Raw genomic sequence first — 17,319 nt, forward strand, 5'->3', positions numbered from 1 at the left:
CCGCCGTACCCCCGTGGGCGGTCGTCCCGCAGGACGGGACGGCTGCCCGCCTGCCGGGACCGGCCCGGCTACGCGGTCCGGGTCATGATCCGCAGTACTTCCAGCGTTTTCGGCGGCGCGTCCGGGTCCTCCCCGTCGCTCGCCGACATCCGCACATGCGCGTCCCGCGCCGCCCGCACCGCCTCCGGCCACCCGGCGTGCTCGAGATAGGCGGCGACGGGGGCGTCCGGGCCGACCTGGTGCATGATCCGCAGCACCCGCAGCACGGCGGTGTCGACCAGCGCCGCCTCCTGCGAGTCGCGGAAGATGGTGCCGACGTATTTCTCCGCGGACCAGTTGTCCAGCCAGGTGTCCTCCACCAGCCGGTACACGGCGTCGGTGACGTCGCCGTACCCGTCCACGCCGGCCAGCCAGACCTCCCGCTGGAAGACGGGGTCGGAGAGCATGTGCAGCGCCGAGCGCACATTGCTGCGCCAGCGCCACCACGGCATGTCGTTCAGGGGCATGCCGCCCATGGTGGAGGAGCGACGGCCACGACGGGAAGAGTTCTCCGAACCTTGCACGGTCACCGATCGTACGTTCTTCGCACCACCGGCCACACCGGCCCCCGTAATTCACCTCGGCGTCACCTTTCGTTGACCGAGGGTCACTCCCGGGTTACCGGTGTGGGGGAATGGTGTGGGGACATGACCGGCAGGCGACATACGCGCAGCACCTTCTCCTCCCTCCGATCCCGGCCCGTCAGGGCCTCCGCCCGCGCGGCGGCCATCCTGGCGCTGTGTACCTCGTTCGCCGCCGGGTGCGGGGTCGTCCCCGGTGCCACGGGGGGCTCCGGGGACGACCCGGTCAAGGTGATGACCTGGGCGCCGGAGAACACGGACGCGACCAACAAGCCGGGCATGCCCGCGATGGCCCGCGCCTACGCCAAGTGGATCAACGCCCACGGCGGGATCGCGGGACACCAGCTCGAGGTCCTGACCTGCAACGACCACAACGACTCCGTCGGTGCGGCGAAGTGCGCCCGGCGCGCGGCGGACGAGGACGTGGTCGCGGTCGTCGGCTCCTACAGCCAGTTCGGCGACTCCTACCTCGCCCCGCTGGAGGGCGCCGGCATCCCCTACATCGGCGGCTACGGCGTCACCAACGACGAGTTCACCGGCCCGATGTCGTACCCGGTCAACGGCGGCCAGCCCGCCCTGCTCGCCGGTCTCGGCAAGGCCCTCTCGGCCGTCTGCGGGCAGGTCTCCCTGGTCCGCCCCGACAGCATCGCCGGCGACGAACTGCCCACACTGCTGAACTCCGGCCTGAAGGCGGGCGGGCACCGCGACGCCGTCGACCAGCTCGCGCCCGAGGACGCCACCGAGTACGGCGACCAGGCCGCGCAGGCACTGCGCTCCGCGACGAAGGATACGGCCACCACGATTGCCACGGGGACGACCGGCCTGGCGAAGAAGGGCTGTGTGGTGCCCGCGCTCGGGGACCGCACGGACACCTTCATGGACTCCTTCCGGCGCAGCCGCGAGAACTTCCCCGAGGTACGGACCGCGACCGTGCTTGGCAGCGTCGACCAGACGGTGATCGACGCCACGGGCGGGACGGGCGGGCCGTACGAGGGGGCGTACATCACCGGCTGGTACCCGCCGGCGTCCGACGCCCGCTGGGCCACCATGAAGAAGGTGATCAACGAGGAGGCCTTCGGCGACAACCGCATCGACCCCGCGGACGCCGGAGTGCAGACCACCTGGATCGCCTACACCGTGCTCAAGGCCGTCCTGGAGCGGATCGGCTCCGGCGAGGTCAGCGCCGACACCGTGCGGCACACCCTCGACGGCGGCCTGCGGGTGTCCACCGGCGGCCTCACCCCGGCCCTGCACTGGCCCTACCAGGGCAAGCTCGCCTCGGTCGGCTTCCCGCGCCTGGTCAACGCCGACGTGACCCTCCAGGTGGTCCGGGACGGCCGGCTGGTCGCGGCCCGGGGCGCCCTCGGCGGCACCGGCAGCGGCACCGCCGACGTGACCCGGATCCTGGCGGACGCGGACATCCAGTGACGCCCGCGCCCGGCGTCAGAGCTGGGTGGGCTGGCGCTGGGTCAGGCCGTACTTCCGGGCGATCGCGTTCCACAGCGCCGCCGCCTTGGTCTTCTGCACGCTGGCGGTGCCGCTCTCCTTGTTGGCCGCCTGGGTCTGCCCGGTGACCCGGGCATGGCCCTTGTGGCAGCCCTTGCGGCCCTTGGCCTGGTCGGCCCAGGCCGCGTAGTGGTCGTCGGCCGCCGCCGACGCCTGCCAGGCCTTGGTCAGCGCGTCGGTGAGCTGTCCGTTCGCCGGCAGCTTGTCCACGGACAGCTTGCCGAGCCGGGTGACCAGCCCGGTGCGCTGCTTGGCCGCGTCCCGCAGGTCGGAGGCGGCCTGGTCCAGGTTGTCGCAGCGGCGGACGTCGCCCACCGCCTGGATCACCGAGGCGCGGCTGCTGCCGCTGTCGGCGAGCAGCTTGTCCAGCTCGACCGCCTGGGCCCGGGCCGGGTCGGCGGACGGCGAGGCGGATCCCTGGGTGGCCGGGGAGGCGGCGGCGACGGTCTTGTCGTCGTTGCCCTGGCTCTTGTCGCCCCCGCCGCCGCTCAGCAGCGCACCGGCGCCCACACCCACGACGACGAGGCCGACCCCGATCGCCGCGATGAGCGGCACCCGCGACCGCCCGCGCGGCCGGTCGTCCCTGTCGAGCGCCGCGTCGTACGACGGCTGCGCCGGGCTGTACGACGAGGGGCCCGGGCCGTACGACGACGGGGCCGGGCCGGGGTAGGCGTCCGGCTGCTGGACGAGCGGGAGCTGCTGGGTGGAGCCCGCCGGACCGTCACCGCCGCCCGGGCCGCTGCGGAAGAGGCTGTCGAACTCGGCCGGCGGCTGCCGGTCCCCGTCGGCCTGCGCCGCCGCGGCGAACGGCGGGATGTACTGGGTGGCCTCCGCGTCCGACGACCCGGGAGCGGGCGCCGACTGCGGGATCGCGCGCCCCAGGTACCGGGTCTCCTCGGCGCCCGACTCGGCCGGCAGCGCGCCCGAGGCGGCCGGCGGGACCGGCGGTATGTACTGGGTGGCGCCCTCGTCGGCCGGCGCCGGAGCGGCGGGGATCGGCGGCAGGTACTGGGTGGCGGCCTCGCCCCCGGGCGCACCGGGCACGCCCGGAATGCCGGGCAGGCCGGCGCCCGCCGGGCCGCCCGGGACGGGCGGCAGGTACTGGGTGGCCGCGTCGGCGGCGGGCGGCAGCGGGGCGCCCGCGGCCGGATGGGCGGGCGGCAGCGGCCCGGCCGACCCCTGCGCCGCCGGGTGGGGCTGCCCGCCCTGCTGGTACGGGTCCTCGTGCTGACCCTGCTGGTACGAGTCCTGCTGCCCGCCCTGCTGGTACGAGTCCTGCCGCGGACCCTGCTGGTAGGGGTCCTGCTGCGGGTACTGGCCCTGCTGGGCGTACGGTCCGGCCGCCGCGCCGTATCCGGCGTCCTGACCGCCGTAGGAGTACCCCTGGCCGCCGTACGACGGTGCCGGGGCGCCCTCGGGCGGCAGCGGGCCGGGGTGGGCCGCGGCCGGCGGCTGCTCGGGGCCGGCCGGGGCCTCCCACTGCTGGTCGGCCGCCGGGGGCCAGCCCTCGCCCGGCTGCGGCGTCTGCTGCCCGGGGCCCCACTGCCCGCTCCAGGCCTGCCCGCCGGCCGGTGCCGTCGGGGCGGGTGCGCCGGCCATGCCCGGCAGCAACGGCTCGCCTCCGTCGGAGGGCAGCACGATGCCTTCGCGCGCTTGCCGCGCCGAGGGCTCCTCGCCCTGTCCACTCTGCGTCACCGGGACTCCTACCAATGGGGGACCTTGTGAATCGTCGGCTCACGCTACCGGGTCCCCCGAGCCGGGTGCTACGCAGCTCAGGGCGCAACCTTGGGGCCTGTGACGGCCGCAACACCACCGCCCCGCGATCCCGCTCCCGGGCACCGCACGCGCACCCGGGCGGTGTTGGCCGTGCGTTCACGCAATCGCGGGGCGGGTGTTCACGCTGCCTGCTGGAGGTCGAGGCGCGCCCCGAACTCCCGTACCACCGCCTCTTCCCGGAACGGGGCCAGCCGCTGCTGAAGGTCGTCCAGATACTCCGCGCCCCGGGTGGAGCGGAGGTTCTCCAGCAGTTCCACCGCCTTCAGTCCGGTCGCGCAGGCCTGTTCGACCTCGCGCTGCTGCACCTGGGCCGTGGCGAGCAGCACATAGCCGATGGCGCGCCGGCGGGCCCGGGACTCGGGGTGCCCGGCCAGCGACTGCTCGGCGTACCGGGCGGCCTGCTCGGGCTGGCCGAGGTCGCGGTGGCAGTGGGCCAACTCGTCGGCGAGGTAGGCCTCGTCGAAGTGCCGGATCCACACCGGGTCGTCCCCCGAGTCGGGGTCCACCCGCTCCATCGCCGCGACCGCGCGTCCGGTGCACGCCTGCGCCGCGCGCGCATCGCCGAGCAGCGCGTGCCCGCGTGCCTCGGCGGCGTGGAACATCGCCTCCGCGCGCGGGGTCACCTGTCCGCGCGCCCCTTCCTGCGCGGCCCGCGCCAACTGGGCGATCTCGCGCGGGTTCCCGAGCTGTGCGGCGAGATGGCTCATGGAGGCGGCCAGCACATACCCGCCGTAGCCGCGGTCGCCGGCGGCCTGGGCGAGCCGCAGCGACTGGATGTAGTACCGCTGGGCCAGGCCGGGTTGCCCGGTGTCGACGGCCATGTACCCGGCCAGCTCCGTCAACCGGGCCACGGCGGCGAAGAGTTCCCGCCCGACCGCCTCCCGGTAGGAGCCCGCGAGCAGCCCGGAGACGACGCTGTTGAGGTAGTGCACGACCACCGGGCGCACATGCCCGCTGCCGAACTGGTGGTCCAGGTCGGTCAGCGCCTGGGTCATGGACCGTACGGCCGCCACGTCGGCCTGGCCCACGCGCGGGCCCGCCTGCCGGGCCACCTGGGCGTCCGGTGCCGAGATCAGCCAGTCCCGGCTGGGTTCGACCAGCGCCGAGGCGGCGACGGAGGAGCCGGACAGGAAGTCCCGCCGGCCCACGTCGCTGCGCCACAGCTCACAGACCTGCTCGATGGCCCCCAGCACCGTCGGCGAGAACTGGAGACCGACTCCCGAGGCGAGGTTCTTGCCGTTGGCCATGCCGATCTCGTCGATCGTGACCGTACGGCCGAGCTTGCGCCCGAGCGCCTCCGCGATGATCGCCGGCGCCCGGCCCCGCGGCTGCTGTCCGCGCAGCCAGCGGGCCACGGACGTCTTGTCGTAGCGCAGATCGAGCCCGTGCTCGGCGCCGCACATGTTCACCCGCCGGGCCAGGCCGGCGTTGGAGCACCCCGCTTCCTGGATGAGAGCTTGCAGCCGTTCGTTCGGCTGCCTCGCCACGAGAGGCCTTGCGGCCATGTGCTACCCCCTGCGTTGGGAACCCTGGAGCGTGACGATCAGGCCGGTGATCCGGTTGCAAAGATCACTGCCCAGCTGACATACCGTCAATGCGTGACATATGCGGTTTGCCGGGGTAAAGGCGGACGCCCACCCCACCCCTGGCTACCCACCGCACGCCCCGCCTCCTCCTGCGCGCCCCCGTCCATGCACCCATGCGCCCCGGCTGCGGAATCGATGCTCCTCCCCCGCGCGCGCTACGGCCGTAACTCCGGGTGAGTGCGGGAGTTGAGAGGGGCGTGGAAGAGACGATCGCCGGCCCCGAAGCCGCCCAGATTCCGCAGCAGCGCGGGGAATCGCTGCTGGAAACCGCCGTACGCTACGCCGAGGAGCGGCACTGGGACGTGTTCCCGGGCACCTGGCTGGAAGCCGTCGACGGGATGCAGCGCTGCTCGTGCGACGACGCCTCCTGCCCTGCGCCGGGTGCGCACCCCGCGCGCCCCGACTGGGCGACCCAGGCGACCGGCAGTGCGACCGTCGCCCGCCGGATGTGGCAGAAGCAGCCGACGGCGTCGATCCTGCTGCCGACCGGGCGGACCTTCGACGCGCTGTCCGTCCCGGAGAGTGCGGGGTTTCTCGCGCTGGCCCGCATGGAGCGGATGGAGCTGACGCTCGGCCCGGTGACGCTCACCCCGGACCGGCGGATGAACTTCTTCGTGCTGCCGGGGGCCTCGGGCAAGGTCGCCGAGCTGGTGCGCAAGCTGGGGTGGTCGCTCTCCTCGCTGGACCTGGTGGCGCTGGGCGAGGGGGCGTATGTCGCCGCTCCCCCCACCCGCTTCGGCTCCCGCGGCGCCGTGCAGTGGGCTCGCCGGCCGACTCCGGCGAACCGCTGGCTGCCGGACGCGGAGGAGCTGATCTCTCCGCTGGCGTACGCGTGCGGCCGGGACCGGTAGGGCCTCTCTTTCGGATCTTGCCGGCGTCGCGGGCCCTAGCCGGGGGCGCTCAGTCCGCGAGCAGCCGGTCCAGGAAGGGTGTGACGGCCGAGCGCCAGGCCTCCGGCGTCTCGTAGTGCGCGAGGTGCCCGGCGTCGGCGACCTCCGCGTACTCCCCGTGCGGCAGCACCCGCACCATCTCCTGGGCCTCCGCCCGCCCCAGCTCCCCGTCCAGGCCACGCACCACCAGCGTGGGGCAGCGGACCTGGGTCAGCTCGTCCCAGTGCGCGTCGTACACCCAGGTCTCGCGCGAGGCGAGCATGTGCTCGGGGTCGAAGACGGGCCGCCAGCCGTCCTCGCCCTCCTGCATGACCTCGGCGTAGAAGGCACCGCGCGCGGGGTTCGGCCGCTCCACCCAGGGATCGTCCTCGCCGAACCACGTGCGGACGTCGGCGAGCGTGGCGAAGGGGGCGGGCCAGGAGCGGAACCAGTCGGCCCACTCCCGCTGCGAGGCCGCGCCGAGCGCGGAGGCCCGCATGTCGCAGATGACCAGGCCGCGCACCAGGTCGGGGCGCTTGGCGGCCAGCTGCCAGGCGGTGAGCGCGCCCATGGCATGGCCGATGAGGACGACGGGGGCGAGACCGAGCTGTTCCACGGCGGCCTCGGCGTCCTCGACGTACGCCTCGCGGGTGTAGCCGGCCCGTGCGGGCCTGCCGCTGCGGCCGTGGCCGCGCTGGTCGAGGGCGACCGCGCGATGGCGGGCGGACAGCCAGCGGGCGGTGGACGCCCAGTGCGAAGCACGGCCCATCAGGCCGTGAAGTAACAGCACTCCGGGAGCGCTGCCGGTGTCCGGCCCGCCCTTGGGAGGATCGGCGAACTCCCATGCGGCCAGGCGCACCCCGCCCGCTCCCGTCACTTCGATACGCCGCGCCATGGACCTGGCACCCCCCAGCTCCGCCTGCTCGATCGGTGGTTTACCGCCGCACACTATCGAATGCGCATTCGAAAATGCTGTCCCTGCGGACAACACCCCTCATTCGAGTGACACCCCTCAAGGAATGATCGCCGCCGCCGAGGGGATCTCTTCTGGCGGGAGGCGGACCGCTCGGGGAAACCGGTCCGAGGGGAATGACCCTGAGAGCTCGGGGCTCCGGGTCAGCAAAGGGGAGGACAGGCCCCGGCGCCCACAGGGTGCCGGGGCCCTCTCCTGTCCGTGACGCGCTCGGGAGGTCAGCGCTTGGCGACGAACACGTGCGAGGCGACGTCCGCCTCCAGCTCGGCCGCCTCGCCGCCGCTGCCCACCAGCACCCCGCCCGGCGACTCGGTCACGCTCACCACCGAACCCGGCTGCACACCGGCCCGCCGCAGCGTGTACATCAGCTGCGCGTCCGTCTGGATCGGCTCGCCGATCCGGCGGACGACGACCGTCTTGCCGTCCGTGCCCGGGTCGAGGTCGGCCAGCGACACCATGCCCGCGTCCAGGAACGGATCGGCGCCGTCCTTCTCGCCCAGCTCCTCCAGGCCCGGGATCGGGTTGCCGTACGGCGACTCGGTGGGGTGCCGCAGCAGCTCCAGCACCCTGCGCTCCACGGCCTCGCTCATCACGTGCTCCCAGCGGCACGCCTCCGCGTGGACCTGCTCCCACTCCAGGCCGATCACATCGACCAGCAGACACTCGGCGAGGCGGTGCTTGCGCATCACGCGGGTGGCGAGCCTCCTGCCCTCGTCGGTCAGCTCCAGGTGGCGGTCGCTGGCCACGGAGACCAGCCCGTCGCGCTCCATCCGCGCCACCGTCTGGCTCACCGTCGGACCACTCTGGTCCAGCCGCTCCGCGATGCGCGCGCGCATGGGGACGACGCCTTCCTCTTCCAGCTCGAGGATGGTGCGGAGATACATCTCCGTGGTGTCGATCAGTCCGGACATACGTGCCCCTCGATTACCTCTGCCGGAAGGTCACCCGGCGCGTGCGCTGGCCCTGCCACCAATTCTGCCGGATCCCACTGACATCCGGGGGGTGCCGGGGAAACCGGGTGCCCGCGGTGACCTGCGGCCGTATTGACACCGCACTGGTCCAGACCGCACGGTGATCCGCGACACAGACGCTGCGAAGGGGCACCGCATGAGCGACGGCACGCCTGCCGACCTGTTCTTCGACGCCGCCATCGGCCTGCTGCAACGGGTCCGCGAGGAGGAGGCCGGAGCGATCGCCGCGGCCGGGACGCTGCTCGCCGACACCGTCGCCGCCGGCGGCCGCCTCTTCGCCTTCGGCGCCGGGCACTCCTCGCTGGCCGCCCAGGACGTCGTCTACCGCGCCGGCGGCCTCGCCCTGATGAACCTGCTCGCCGTCCCCGGCGTCGTCGGCGTCGACGTCACCCCGGCCACCCTCGGCTCCGCCCTCGAACGCGTCGACGGCCTCGCCGGCGCCGTCCTCGACACCTCGCCGGTCCGCGCCGGCGACGCCCTCGTGATCATCTCCCTGTCCGGCCGCAACGCCCTCCCGGTCGAGATGGCCCAGAGCGCCCGCGCGCGCGGGGTGAAGGTCATCGGCGTGACCTCGGTCGCCTACGCCGCCGAGACGACGTCCCGGCACGCCTCCGGCACCTTCCTGAAGGACCACTGCGACGTCGTCCTCGACTCCAAGATCGCCGTCGGCGACGCGGAACTCACCCTCGACACCATCCCGGCGCCCTTCGCCCCCGCCTCCACGGTCGTCACCAGCGCCCTGATGCAGGCCGTCATGGCGACCACCGCCGCCACCCTCGCCGACCGCGGCCTCGAACCCCCGCTGCTGCGCTCCGGCAACGTCGACGGCGGCCACGAGTGGAACGGCCGGGTGATGAAGGAGTACGCCGACCGCATCTTCTACCGCCACTGAACGGCGGCTAGGACTTCTCCCGCGTCGACTCCGCCAGGTCCAGGGAGGTCGCGATGCGGACCGCGACGTCCTCGGCGTAGGCCGTGTCGGAGCGTTCGAAGCGGCTGCGGCCGGGGCCGCGCAGGAAGGTCACCACGCCCAGGGTGCGGCCCCGGCTGCGCAGCACCGCGCACAGCGCGTGCACCGCGTCGCCCGGCCACTGCCGCTCCAGCGCCCACTCGCGCGCCCGCTCGGCGGGCACCGCTCCGGCGTCCGCCCGCACCGTCCCGGCCCGCGCCACGCACTGGAGCGCCGGATGACCCTCCGGGTAGCGCACGGGCAGCCCGGCCGCGCCCGTCAGCAGACTCGGCCCGGGCGCACCGGCGGGCGTGGCGGCGAGCCGTACCAGCCGTACGGCGCTCTCCTCGGCCCCGTCCTCCGCGCGCGCGGGGGCCGGCGCCACCCGGTCGATCAGCGCGTGGTCGGCGAAACCGGCGAGGGCGAAGTCCAGATGGACGGTGGCGGCCTCGGCCGGGTCCTCGCACTCGGCGGCGGCCCGCGCCGCGCGGTGCAGCTGGTTGGTGCGGAACCGCAGCAGGGCCGCCTCCTGCTCGGTCTGCTTGGCCTCGGTGACGTCCATGAAGAACCAGCCCACGCCGAGCGGCACCGGTTCCTCGGCCAGCGGTGAGGCCAGCCGCAGGAAGCCGTTGCGCCAGCACCGCCGCTTCTCGCCCTCGGCGGTGCGCAGCGTCACCCACATCTCGGCCGGTGCCGGGGGCGCGCCCTCGGACAGCACATGGGTCAGCGCGGCCTCCAGCTCCTCCACGCCCTGCGCGAGCAGCTCGCCGAGCGGCCGCCCCAGCGCGGAGGTGCGTCCGGTGCCCAGCGCCCGGGCCGCGTACGCGTTCACCACGGCCGGCCGCAGATCGGCGTCGATCAGGACGACCCCCCAGGCCGCGTCCTCGAACAGCGCCTCGCTCAGCGCGATGGACCGCTCCAGGTCGATCTGCGCGTGCACCTCGCTGAACGCGCAGTACAGCCCGGCGGGCTTGCCGTCCGGCCCGCGCACGGCCGCGGCCTGGGTCCGCACCAGCACCCGCCCGCCGTCCTTGGTGACGAGCGCGAACTCGTGCACCTGGCGTCCGGGCGCGTGCATCGCCGACATCAGCCGCGACTGGACCTCCTCGGCGTCGGCGCTGCGCACCGCCCAACCGGCGAAGCCGTGCCGCCCGACCGCCTCGGCCGCCGTCCAGCCGAGGATCCGCTCGGCCTCGCGGTTCCAGTGGGTGACGACCCCGTCGGCGTCGAAGGCGCACAGGGCCGCGTCCATGCCGTCCAGCAGCGCGGCGAGCAGATCGGACCCCCCGTGCTCACCGGACTCGCCGGGGTCTTCCGGCCCCAGCTCGTCGGTGGTCCCACTCCGCCGGGAAGCACTCACCCTGGACCCCCTGAAGCCGCGTCCACACGCCCTGACGGCGCGTTCGCTCACTGCCTTCATTCAACTCGAACGTGACACACCCCACACCCTGTTCCCACAAGAAGTTCCCTCAAGAAGTTCCGCGCGAAGTTCCCTCGAGAAGTTCCCGCGAAAAAACAGTTGAGGCGGTCCCCGGGCACTTTCTAGTGTGGCGGTACACGAGAAGGGAGGTGGTTCGGCAGATGTATGAATACCGGACGCGTGAGGTGGCTGCGGGCTAGCGGCCCGTCACCACACACTGTGCGGTGCCGGACCGGCACGTGAGAGACACGTGCAGCCGGCCCCATTCCCAAGCAGTCACCCGACCCGCGGGCTGCCGGTACGTCCGGCCGGCTCCTCCTCGGAGGAACCCAGCCCGCGGGTCGTCTGCGTTCTCAGGCGCCAGGTTCCTCAGGGGCTGAGGCGCTCGGTCGTCCAGGTGCCGTCGGGCCGGGCGACGTACCGGAACCGGTCGTGCAGGCGGTTCTCCCGGCCCTGCCAGAACTCGACCGTCTCCGGGGTGACGCGGTAGCCGCCCCAGTGCGGGGGCACCGGGACCTGCTCGCCCTCCGGGTAGCGGGCCTCCAGGTCGGCGTAGGCGGCATCCAGTTCGGCGCGGGAGGCGATCACCGCGGACTGCACACTGGCCCAGGCGCCCAGCTGGGAGCCGTGCGGGCGGGTGCGGAAGTACGCGGCGGTCTCGTCCCGGCCGGTGCGGCGGGCGGTGCCGGTGACGACGACCTGGCGGGCCAGCGGGTGCCAGGGGAAGAGCAGGGAGACCTGGTCGTTCTCGGCGAGGTCGCGACCCTTGCGGGAGTCGTAGTTGGTGTAGAAGACGAAGCCCTCGGTGTCGTACTGCTTCATCAGGACCATGCGGGTGCTGGGCCGGCCGGCGGCGTCCGCGGTGGCGACGACCATGGCGTTGGGTTCGTAGAGGGTGCCGTGGAGGGCGGCGCGGGCCGCCTCCTCGAACCAGCGGGCGAACTGGTCCATCGGGTGCGTGGCGAGGTCCCGCTCGTCGAGACCCTCGGCTCGGTACTGCTTGCGCATGGCCGCGGGGTCGAAGGCGGGGTCGAGGAGCGGGTTGCGGTCGGTCACGCGGCCATCCTGCCACCGGGCGTCCGCGCCGTACCGGGCGTCCGCGGCCTCATCGCACGCGCGCGTGTGTGGCACTCAGTGTCTTATGGGCTGCCCATGTATGGCACTGGGGGATATCGTGCTGGTCCCTTCGCGGTTTGGGTGACCACCGGTCCGTCGGGGCATCACCGGGGTGACCGCCGCCGCCACATCACGCACGAGGAGCCGCCTCATGTCCGAGTTCGTACCCGGGCTCGAAGGAGTCGTCGCGTTCGAGACGGAGATCGCCGAACCCGACAAGGAAGGCGGGGCCCTGCGCTACCGGGGCGTCGACATCGAGGATCTCGTCGGCCATGTCTCCTTCGGGAACGTCTGGGGGCTGCTGGTCGACGGCGCCTTCAACCCGGGGCTGCCGCCCGCCGAGCCGTTCCCGATCCCCGTCCACTCCGGCGACATCCGGGTGGACGTCCAGTCGGCGCTGGCGATGCTGGCCCCGGTGTGGGGGCTGAAGCCGCTGCTGGACATCGACGAGGGCCAGGCGCGGGAGGATCTGGCGCGGGCCGCCGTCATGGCGCTGTCGTACGTCGCCCAGTCCGCGCGCGGGCAGGGGCTGCCGATGGTGCCGCAGCGGGAGATCGACAAGGCGAACTCGGTGGTCGAGCGGTTCATGATCCGCTGGCGCGGGGAGCCCGACCCGAAGCATGTCGCCGCCGTGGACGCGTACTGGACCTCCGCGGCCGAGCACGGGATGAACGCCTCCACCTTCACCGCGCGCGTGATCGCGTCCACGGGCGCGGACGTCGCCGCCGCGCTGTCGGGTGCGGTGGGCGCGATGTCCGGGCCGCTGCACGGCGGTGCGCCCTCGCGGGTGCTCGGGATGATCGAGGAGATCGAGCGCACCGGGGACGCGGAAGGCTACGTCAAGCAGGCCCTGGACCGCGGTGAGCGGCTCATGGGCTTCGGGCACCGGGTGTACCGGGCGGAGGACCCGCGCGCGCGGGTGCTGCGGCGTACGGCGCGGGAGCTGGGGGCGCCGCGGTTCGAGATCGCGGAGGCGCTGGAGAAGGCCGCGCTGGAGGAGCTGCACAACCGGCGGCCGGACCGGGTGCTGGCCACCAACGTGGAGTTCTGGGCCGCGATCATGCTCGACTTCGCCGAGGTTCCGGCCCACATGTTCACGTCCATGTTCACGTGTGCCCGCACCGCGGGGTGGTCGGCGCACATTCTGGAGCAGAAGCGGACGGGGCGGCTGGTGCGGCCGTCGGCCCGGTATGTCGGTCCCGGGCCGCGCCGCCCGGAGGACGTGGCGGGGTTCGTGGACATCGCCCACTGAAGGGGTGCCCGAGGGGCGCTTCCGCGCCCCTCGGGACCGGCCGCTCAGGCCGGTGTCAGAAGACCTGTGTGGTGCCGCTCGGCCACCAGCGGGTGGGCCCGCAGCTTGCCCTTCAGCTCGTTGTAGCCGTACTCGGCGAACAGCGGGTTGGACGGGTCGGTGGTGATGCCGGGGGCCCGGGACGCGTGCGGGAAGGGCAGCGGCTCGATCCGCGCGTCCAGGCGGGGGTTGTAGAAGAAGGGCACCGAGAAGCGTTCGGTGGCGCCGGGCGGGCTGACCACGCGGTGGTTGGTGGCCACCAGGTAGCCGTTGGTGGCCACCTCCAGGAGTTCGCCGAGGTTGACCACGAAGGCGCCCTCGATCGGCGGTACGTCGTGGAAGCGGCCGTCCTCGCGCTGGACCTGGAGGCCGCCGACCGCGTCCTGGAGCAGGAGGGTCAGGAAGCCGTAGTCCTTGTGCGCGCCGACGCCCTGGTCGGTGCCGTCGCCCGCGCTGCCCGGGTAGCGGACCAGCTTGAGGTGCGGGTGGGCGTGGTCGCCGAAGGCCGGGGCGTAGAAGTCGGCGGGGGCGCCGATCGCCGTGAGCAGCTCGCGCAGCAGCCGGTCCGCGACCGCGCTCAGCTTGTCGATCCAGGCCAGGGCGGCGGTGCGCAGCTCGGGGAGGGCGGCCGGCCACTGGTTGGGGCCCTGGAGCCACCAGTACGGCGGCTCGTCGGGGCCGGGGACGCGGGCGGGGCGTTCGGCGCCTATGTCGAGCTGGTCGCGCCAGTCGCGGGCGCCGCCGGTCCGCTCGTCGCCGGTGCGGGTGTAGCCGCGGAAGTGCGGGGAGTTGACGTTGTCGAGGGCGAGCCGGTCGGCCTCGGGGAGGGCGAAGAAGGCGCGCATGGCGGTGAGCAGCGCGTCGGTCTCGGCCGCCGTCACTCCGTGGCCGACGAGCTGGAAGAAGCCCACGTCGTGGGCTGCGCTGTGCAGCTGGGCGTGGAGCAGGTCGCGGGCCTGGGGGCCGCGGTCGGCGGCCGACAGGTCGATGATGGGGAGCTGGTCGTACGACGTCGCTCTGTGCGTGGTCATGGTGCGTCCGCGGGGTGTACGGGGCACGGGTGGCCGCCGAGGGGTGAGGGCGGCCCCCGGTGCCGAGATCCGGTTCCGGAAAAGGAAAAGAAGAAGAGGGGGCTGGGTCAGGCGGAGAAGCGCCGACAGCCCATGCTCGTGACGCGCACGTAGTCCACGTGGCGGCGGCGGACGAGCATCGGAAGCATGCGGCAAGGGTACTGCCCCTGGCCGGATCCCGATGTGACCCGGATCACCCGTGCGCGGGCCGGTTCACCCCGCGGCCTGGAAAGACCGTGACCGGCGCCCCTGACAGTGGCTCAGTCCAGGGCGTGGGCCAGCAGCTCGGCCCACTGGGCGACGACTCGTTCGCGGCGGGCGGTGTCGTCGGTGAGGAGGTTGGCGAGGCCGAGGCCGCGGGCCATGTCCAGGAAGCCCTGGACGGTCTCGCGGGCGCCGGGGCGGGACTCGTCGGCGCCGAGCAGTTCCACGGCGATGCGGTGGGTCTCGCGGCCGACGCGGGCCTCCAGCTCGGTCACGCGCGGGCGCAGCTGCTCCTCGTTGGAGGCGGCGACCCACAGGTGCAGGGCGGCGCGGAAGAGCGGGCCGGTGTAGAGGTCGACCAGGGCGGAGACGACGGCCCGGCGGTCGGCGGCGCCCTCGGGGAAGAGGTCGCGCAGGGCGGTGGAGCGCTGCTCGGCGACGTACTCGACGGCCGCGGTGAACAGGTCCTCGCGGGTGGGGAAGTGGTGCTGGGCGGCGCCGCGGGAGACGCCGGCGCGTTCCGCGACGACGGCGACCGTGGAACCCGCCCAGCCATGTTCGGCGAGGCAGGCCACGGCGGCTTCGAGGAGCCGCTGCCGGGTGGCCCGGCTGCGGTCCTGTTTGGGCACGCGCTCACGTTCCGCCGTCGGTCTCACGCGGTCACACCACCCATGCCGGGTCCCGTCTCTCCAGGAAGGCCGTCATCCCCTCCCTGGCCTGGTCGGAGGCGAACAGCCGGGCCGAGAGCGCGGTCAGGGCGGCCGCGTCCCGGTCGAATGCCTCCAGCACCCTAGCCGTGAGCAGCCGCTTGGTCTCGGCCAGGGCCTCGGGTGAGGAGCGGCGCAGGCCGTCGAGGACGGGGGCCAGGGCCGCGTCCACGTCGTCGGCGGCGGTGGTCAGCAGGCCCACGCGCACGGCCTCCTCGGGGGTGAGGCGTTCCCCGGTGAGGCAGTACCGGGCGACGGCCCGCGGGTCGGTGCGCGGGAGCACCGGCAGGGAGATCACCGCGGGCGCGACGCCGATGCGGACCTCGGTGAAGGCGAAGGTGGCCGCCGTCGACGCGGCCGCGATGTCGCACGCGGCGAGCAGGCCGAGGCCGCCCGCGCGGACGTGTCCGGTGACGCGGGCGACGACCGGGCGGGGCAGTTCGACGATCTGCCGGAGCAGCGCCACCAGCGCGTCCGGGTGGGGCGGGTCGCGCAGGTCGGCGCCGGCGCAGAAGGTGGTGCCGGTGTGGGTGAGGACGACGGCCCGGACGCCCGGGTCGGCGGCGCAGTCGGCGAGGGCGGCGGCGAGGCCGGAGACCAGGGCCGTGGACAGGGCGTTGCGGGTGTCGGTGGCGTCCAGGCTGAGGGTTTCCACGCCACGCGCGCGTGTACGGCCGATCGGGGTCACGGCAGCTCCCTCAGTTCGCGGCGCAGGATCTTGCCGGAGGCCGCGCGCGGGACGGTGCCGAGGAAGGTGACGGCGCGGACGCGCTTGTAGGGCGCGACGCGGGCGGAGACGTACGCCATGATCTCGTTCTCGGTGAGGTCGTCGGCGGTGCCGGTGCGGCGGACCACGAAGGCGTGCGGGATCTCGTTGCCGTCGGGGTCGTCGGTGCCGATGACGGCGGCGTCGGCGATGCCGGGGTGGGTGAGCAGCAGGGCCTCCAGTTCGGCGGGGGCCACCTGGTAGCCCTTGTACTTGATGAGTTCCTTGACCCGGTCGACGATGTACAGCCAGCCGGCTTCATCCACCCGCCCGACGTCTCCCGTGTGCAGCCAGCCGTCGCTGTCGATCAGGGCGGCGGTGGCGTCGGGGCGGCCGAGGTAGCCCTTCATCACCTGCGGGCCGCGGATGAGGATCTCCCCCGCCTCCCCGGGGCCGAGGTCCCTGCCGGGCTCGTCCAGGGAGACGATCCGCATCTCGGTGCCGGCGACGAGTCTGCCCACCGTGCCCGCGGGTGCCTCGCGCAGCCGGCCGAGGGGGACGACATGGCTGCCGGGGGAGAGTTCCGTCATGCCGTAGGCCTGGCCGAGCGGGGGCACGCCGAGGCGTTCGGCGCACGCGCGCGCGAGGTGGGCGTCGAGCGGGGCGGCGGCGCTCATGACGTACTGCACCGAGGAGAGGTCGTAGCGGCCGACCGCGGGGTGCCGGGCGAGGGCGAGGACGATCGGCGGGGCGACGTAGAGAGCGGTGATGCGGTGCTTCTCGATCGCCGCGAGGAAGGTCTCCAGGTCGAAGCGGGGCAGCACGACGACGGTGGCGCCCCTGCGCAGGGGGCCGTTCATCAGGGCGGTGAGGCCGTAGATGTGGAACAGCGGCAGTACGGCGAGGATGCGGTCGCCGGGGCCGAGCGGGACGGCCGGTTCCAGCTGGGCGAGGTTGGTGGCGATCTGCCGGTGGGTGAGCATGACGCCCTTGGGGACGCCGGTGGTGCCGGAGGAGTACGGCAGCGCGGCGAGGTCCTCGGCCGGGTCGAAGGCGAGCCGCGGCTCGGGGGCGGTGGTGGCCGCCATGTCGCCGAGCGAGCGGTGTCCGGAGGCTTTGTCGCACACGAAGATCTCCCGTACCCCGCCCGCGAGTTCGGCGGCCCGGCGGGCGATGTCCAGCAGCGGGGAGACGGTGACGATCCAGCGGGCCGCGCTGTCGCGCAGCTGCCGGGCGAACTCCTCGGCGGTGGCGAGCGGGTGCACGGTGGTGACGGCGGCACCCGCGCGCGTGGCCGCGTAGAAGGCGGTCGGGTAGGCGATCGTGTTCGGGCTGTGCAGGGCGAGGACGTCGCCCTTGCGGACGCCGGCGTCGGCGAGGGCGGCGGCGAGCCGCCGGTGGAACCGGTCCACCTGCGCGTAGCCGAGGGTGGTGCCGTCCGTGCCGTCGATCAGGGCGGGCAGGTCGCCGAAGGCTGCGGCGCCGCCGAGGACGGCCTCGTGGATGGGGAGGTCTACGGGCGGGACGTCTGCGTACTCGCTGCGGAACACGGTTC

15 protein-coding genes are annotated in these 17,319 nt (G+C 73.7%); 4 read left to right on the plus strand and 11 right to left on the minus strand.

Annotated elements, in window-relative coordinates:
- Positions 1 to 68 precede the first annotated feature (68 nt).
- Complete coding sequence (locus tag ACZ5CZ_RS13665; protein ID WP_385842017.1) at positions 69 to 569, minus strand: SCO4402 family protein; 501 nt, start codon at positions 567 to 569, stop codon at positions 69 to 71.
- A 117-nt stretch (positions 570 to 686) separates the two neighbouring features.
- On the opposite strand from ACZ5CZ_RS13665, the gene ACZ5CZ_RS13670 reads away from it, so the two are divergent.
- The gene (locus ACZ5CZ_RS13670) at positions 687 to 2,048 is read left to right on the plus strand and encodes an ABC transporter substrate-binding protein (RefSeq protein WP_468942417.1); all 1,362 of its coding nucleotides are present in this window, start codon (positions 687 to 689) and stop codon (positions 2,046 to 2,048) included.
- A gap of 15 nt (positions 2,049 to 2,063) precedes the next feature.
- On the opposite strand, the gene ACZ5CZ_RS13675 is transcribed toward ACZ5CZ_RS13670, so the two are convergent.
- Together ACZ5CZ_RS13675 and ACZ5CZ_RS13680 are read right to left on the minus strand one after the other, a co-directional pair.
- Positions 2,064 to 3,821: a hypothetical protein gene (locus tag ACZ5CZ_RS13675; protein ID WP_468942419.1), complete on the minus strand. Its 1,758-nt coding sequence runs from the start codon at positions 3,819 to 3,821 to the stop codon at positions 2,064 to 2,066.
- A gap of 200 nt (positions 3,822 to 4,021) precedes the next feature.
- The gene (locus tag ACZ5CZ_RS13680) at positions 4,022 to 5,407 is read right to left on the minus strand and encodes a tetratricopeptide repeat protein (protein ID WP_385842020.1); all 1,386 of its coding nucleotides are present in this window, start codon (positions 5,405 to 5,407) and stop codon (positions 4,022 to 4,024) included.
- A gap of 278 nt (positions 5,408 to 5,685) precedes the next feature.
- On the opposite strand from ACZ5CZ_RS13680, the gene ACZ5CZ_RS13685 reads away from it, so the two are divergent.
- Positions 5,686 to 6,339: a bifunctional DNA primase/polymerase gene (locus tag ACZ5CZ_RS13685; RefSeq protein ID WP_385842022.1), complete on the plus strand. Its 654-nt coding sequence runs from the start codon at positions 5,686 to 5,688 to the stop codon at positions 6,337 to 6,339.
- A gap of 49 nt (positions 6,340 to 6,388) precedes the next feature.
- Here the strand turns inward: ACZ5CZ_RS13685 and ACZ5CZ_RS13690 are convergent, their stop codons facing one another.
- On the minus strand, positions 6,389 to 7,252 hold the full coding sequence (locus tag ACZ5CZ_RS13690; protein WP_385842023.1) for an alpha/beta fold hydrolase: 864 nt from the start codon (positions 7,250 to 7,252) through the stop codon (positions 6,389 to 6,391).
- 296 nt (positions 7,253 to 7,548) lie between these two features.
- The gene (locus ACZ5CZ_RS13695) at positions 7,549 to 8,241 is read right to left on the minus strand and encodes a metal-dependent transcriptional regulator (RefSeq protein WP_385842024.1); all 693 of its coding nucleotides are present in this window, start codon (positions 8,239 to 8,241) and stop codon (positions 7,549 to 7,551) included.
- Positions 8,242 to 8,437: 196 nt separating this feature from the next.
- On the opposite strand from ACZ5CZ_RS13695, the gene ACZ5CZ_RS13700 reads away from it, so the two are divergent.
- On the plus strand, positions 8,438 to 9,193 hold the full coding sequence (locus tag ACZ5CZ_RS13700; protein WP_385842025.1) for an SIS domain-containing protein: 756 nt from the start codon (positions 8,438 to 8,440) through the stop codon (positions 9,191 to 9,193).
- Positions 9,194 to 9,200: 7 nt separating this feature from the next.
- Here the strand turns inward: ACZ5CZ_RS13700 and ACZ5CZ_RS13705 are convergent, their stop codons facing one another.
- Both ACZ5CZ_RS13705 and pdxH read right to left on the minus strand, forming a co-directional pair.
- A complete protein-coding gene (locus tag ACZ5CZ_RS13705; protein ID WP_468942423.1) occupies positions 9,201 to 10,610 on the minus strand; it encodes a PAS domain-containing protein in 1,410 nt (469 codons plus the stop codon).
- A gap of 429 nt (positions 10,611 to 11,039) precedes the next feature.
- A complete protein-coding gene (gene pdxH / locus ACZ5CZ_RS13710; RefSeq protein WP_385842028.1) occupies positions 11,040 to 11,726 on the minus strand; it encodes a pyridoxamine 5'-phosphate oxidase in 687 nt (228 codons plus the stop codon).
- 211 nt (positions 11,727 to 11,937) lie between these two features.
- Here pdxH and ACZ5CZ_RS13715 point away from each other — a divergent pair, with 211 nt between their 5' ends.
- On the plus strand, positions 11,938 to 13,038 hold the full coding sequence (locus ACZ5CZ_RS13715) for a citrate synthase 2 (RefSeq protein WP_385842029.1): 1,101 nt from the start codon (positions 11,938 to 11,940) through the stop codon (positions 13,036 to 13,038).
- 44 nt (positions 13,039 to 13,082) lie between these two features.
- On the opposite strand, the gene ACZ5CZ_RS13720 is transcribed toward ACZ5CZ_RS13715, so the two are convergent.
- The 4 genes from ACZ5CZ_RS13720 to ACZ5CZ_RS13735 form a co-directional block, all read right to left on the minus strand.
- Complete coding sequence (locus ACZ5CZ_RS13720; RefSeq protein WP_468942428.1) at positions 13,083 to 14,108, minus strand: isopenicillin N synthase family dioxygenase; 1,026 nt, start codon at positions 14,106 to 14,108, stop codon at positions 13,083 to 13,085.
- Between the two features lie 299 nt (positions 14,109 to 14,407).
- A complete protein-coding gene (locus ACZ5CZ_RS13725) occupies positions 14,408 to 14,980 on the minus strand; it encodes a TetR/AcrR family transcriptional regulator (RefSeq protein WP_385842032.1) in 573 nt (190 codons plus the stop codon).
- Positions 14,981 to 15,011: 31 nt separating this feature from the next.
- The gene (locus ACZ5CZ_RS13730; protein WP_385842033.1) at positions 15,012 to 15,746 is read right to left on the minus strand and encodes an enoyl-CoA hydratase family protein; all 735 of its coding nucleotides are present in this window, start codon (positions 15,744 to 15,746) and stop codon (positions 15,012 to 15,014) included.
- Complete coding sequence (locus ACZ5CZ_RS13735; protein ID WP_468942431.1) at positions 15,743 to 17,314, minus strand: 4-coumarate--CoA ligase family protein; 1,572 nt, start codon at positions 17,312 to 17,314, stop codon at positions 15,743 to 15,745. The genes ACZ5CZ_RS13730 and ACZ5CZ_RS13735 overlap by 4 nt, the downstream gene beginning before the upstream one ends.
- Positions 17,315 to 17,319: the final 5 nt, after the last annotated feature.

The organism is Streptomyces sp. NPDC031418 (assembly GCF_055581605.1).

Coding starts and splice junctions, on each gene's coding strand:
- ACZ5CZ_RS13670 (WP_468942417.1), top strand. CDS start 687: ATGACCGGCAGGCGACATACGCGCAGCACCTTCTCCTCCCTCCGATCC.
- ACZ5CZ_RS13680 (WP_385842020.1), bottom strand. CDS start 5,407: ATGGCCGCAAGGCCTCTCGTGGCGAGGCAGCCGAACGAACGGCTGCAA.
- ACZ5CZ_RS13690 (WP_385842023.1), bottom strand. CDS start 7,252: ATGGCGCGGCGTATCGAAGTGACGGGAGCGGGCGGGGTGCGCCTGGCC.
- ACZ5CZ_RS13695 (WP_385842024.1), bottom strand. CDS start 8,241: ATGTCCGGACTGATCGACACCACGGAGATGTATCTCCGCACCATCCTC.
- ACZ5CZ_RS13700 (WP_385842025.1), top strand. CDS start 8,438: ATGAGCGACGGCACGCCTGCCGACCTGTTCTTCGACGCCGCCATCGGC.
- ACZ5CZ_RS13715 (WP_385842029.1), top strand. CDS start 11,938: ATGTCCGAGTTCGTACCCGGGCTCGAAGGAGTCGTCGCGTTCGAGACG.
- ACZ5CZ_RS13720 (WP_468942428.1), bottom strand. CDS start 14,108: ATGACCACGCACAGAGCGACGTCGTACGACCAGCTCCCCATCATCGAC.